This is a genomic window from Ilumatobacter sp., assembly GCF_041688325.1.
Taxonomy (GTDB): Bacteria; Actinomycetota; Acidimicrobiia; order Acidimicrobiales; family Ilumatobacteraceae; genus Ilumatobacter_A.
This window is the reverse complement of the sequence record NZ_JBDNIJ010000461.1, coordinates 1-2,717: the sequence shown is the minus strand read 5'-3', so window position 1 is coordinate 2,717 and position 2,717 is coordinate 1. Positions and strand designations below refer to the sequence as shown.

The window sequence follows — 2,717 nt, the reverse complement described above, 5'->3', positions numbered from 1 at the left end:
CGGCTTCTTCGCTCCGAGCTTGAGATTGTCGACCTGAGTCACCGAGTACGAGCCCCGAATAATGTCGAGCCACTTCTGGACATCACTCTTGTGCTCGAACACCGCGGCATCACCTGAAGCCGTTGCGGAGAAGAACTCACCGAGGTCGAACTCGTCGAACTCACCTTGACTTGCAATCGCGAGGAGTTCGTCGGGCATCTGGTACGTGAGCAGCCGCATCTCGGGAAGTGCCGCGTACGGGTTCGCTACGTCCGGGTACCGGTGCGACCAGTTCTGCTTGGCACGCTGTTCGTCGGTGTACGTCCAGTTGAAAATCTGCTCCTCGATGAACTCACCGGTCGCGAGCGCCTTGAACGGTGTTCCGGAGAGGTAGAGGTATGCCTTCGTGGTGATCGGGAGGAACTCGATTTCGTCCTCGCCCAACTCGTCGAGTTCTTCGTTGAATTCGCCGAGGCCTGGATTGAACTCAGCCTTGAGTTCCTTCTTCGCCTCCGTGTCGTCTTCACCTTCGAAGAGCTCCTTCGCGTTCTCGCGCCAAGCCCCGAAGTGGTACTCGTCGAACACGACGAGGTCCCAGTTGATCGCATGAAGCCACTCGTTCTTGGGCTTGATATTCCCGGACTTGTCTTTTCCGAGCAGGTCCTGAAAGGAGCCGAAGTAGACGAGGGGACGCTTCTTGTCGGCCGTCGTCGGATCGTGAGACGTTGACCGGGAGAGGTACTGCCAGCCGTCGAAGTCGGCATGCGATTCGAGGTCGTTTCGCCACGCGTCCTCGACGGCAGGCTTAAAGGTGACCACGAGCACCTTCGTTGCGCCGAGCTTCTTGGCCAGTTGGTATGCGGCGAAGGTCTTGCCGAACCTCATCTTGGCGTTCCAGAGGAACCGAGGGACGGCGTGCATGTCTTCCTTCCAAATCGAATGGAAGTAGGCGTGGCTCTTCTTGACGGCTTCCGTCTGCTCGGGGCGCATCTTGAAGGTTTCGTGGTGCGTGCCGGAGAGTGGCACTCCGGTCCGAAGTTCGGCGATGGCGGTCTTCACGTCAGCGACGGCGCAGTCCATCCACTCCAGGTCCACCTTGCCAAAGCCCTTGTCACGAAGTCGCGCACGAACGTCGTGGTCGGAGAACGCCGATCCATCGTTCCGTTCGGCCGGCTCGTCGAGGTGGATCTCGTACTGCTTGATCAGAGCGGTCTTAAGTTGCTGCTCGACGCGCGCCGGAGCGCTCTGGGTGGTCTGCCCGATCTTGAGCATCCCGTCGTGAGCTCCATCGTCGATGGAGTAGGCGTAGATGCGAAGGCGAGCCTCGGGCTTCTCGGGGAGAAGGTCTTCAATCTGCCTACTCACTCACCAAGCTCCATCGGACGGACGAACTTCTCGATGAACGCAATCTCGTCATCCGTGATTCCGTACTTCTTGTAGAGGTCCTCGTCGGTCCATGTCTGTGTCCATTCCTGCGTCGGCACGAACGTGTAGACCTTGCGAGTCGTGTCCTGAGACGGCTTGTGCAGCAAGACCAGTAGGCGCGTCAACCGACACGAGAGATACGAAAGGGCGCTCTCGGCCTCCTCCTCCGAGTCAAACGGGCCGATGCAGAGATATGTCTCCGAAGAGATGCTTCCCGGCTCACCGACAAATGGGGTACTGAGAATTTTGTGCGGATACGTGTCCTTGTTGCCCGTACCTGGGGCGGCGCGGCCTACGTAGATCTTCCACTTGTCGATGAGCTCGCTGCCGTTCGAAATCGACTTCCTCGGGGTGTAGCCTTTTCCGCCATTCTGGTGAACCAGGACGTCGCCAGCTGATTTGGTGGTCTTACCCTTGAATGTGGTTGCCAGCCCGAACGGTTTTCGGGAACTCACGAGTCGCGCGAACCGTCTCCCCTCTGGGAGTGCAACCGATTGGCTCTGCCCGGATTCGACGGCGGCGACCTTCTTGAGGATCGACAGTCCCTCATTGAACCGGATGAAGACGTCGGCGCCCTCTTCGAGGAGTTGACGACTGGCCGTTGATGGTGGGTCGTCCTTGAAGTGTGTGGTGACGGTACATGGGCCTGGGTTGTCTCGGTCCCAAAGGAAGTAGCAGACGCCACCCTTGAGACCGACGCCGGGGAATACGTCCGAAGCGCTCAGAAAGTCGTCGATAGATCGGATGCGGTCATCCGACAGCATCGACTCCCGGAAACCCGGGCGCACCTTCCCACCGGAAAACCAGCGGGCCGGAATGACCATCGTCAGCAACCGTGGTTCGAGCTTCTTTGCTTGATCAACGAAGCTGTCGTAGATCGAGGTAGCGCTCGTTCCGAAGCCGCCGTCACCAAGTTGGTAAGGAGGGTTCCCAATGATGACGTCGAACTGCATGTCGGCTCCGAACAGCTCGCTGATTCGAGCTTCGATGTTGTCTGTGTGAATGAAGGCGTAGGCGTGCGTTTCGAGTTCGTCGGCCCGGTCGAGAGTCTTTTGGCTCGCTCCGCAGTAACTGCACTTGCCGTTCGTCCCCTTCGTGATGGGGTTACCGGCGCTGTCGGCGGTCTCGACGAAATCGGTCGCTCCGGCCCAGGAGTGCTCCGTTCGCTCGAACCAGATGTTCCCGTCCTCGTCATTGAACGACGTCGCGATTGAATGCTCGCCGTTGGCCCACTTCGAGCAGTAGACGCTGCGCCGGGCGATCAGGCTGGTGAGGTGCGTAATCGCAATTCCGAAGACTTGTTCGGTCAGGAT

General features: G+C 59.0%; 2 protein-coding genes. Both read right to left on the bottom strand.

Annotated features, from left to right (window positions below; genetic code table 11):
• Positions 1-1,344 (bottom strand): DEAD/DEAH box helicase family protein (locus ACH2EI_RS22115; protein WP_395161623.1); only part of this gene is annotated, 1,344 nt, incomplete at its 3' end.
• On the bottom strand, positions 1,341-2,717 hold a 1,377-nt coding region (locus tag ACH2EI_RS22110), incomplete at its 5' end, for an Eco57I restriction-modification methylase domain-containing protein (protein ID WP_395161621.1). The genes ACH2EI_RS22110 and ACH2EI_RS22115, both read right to left, overlap by 4 nt.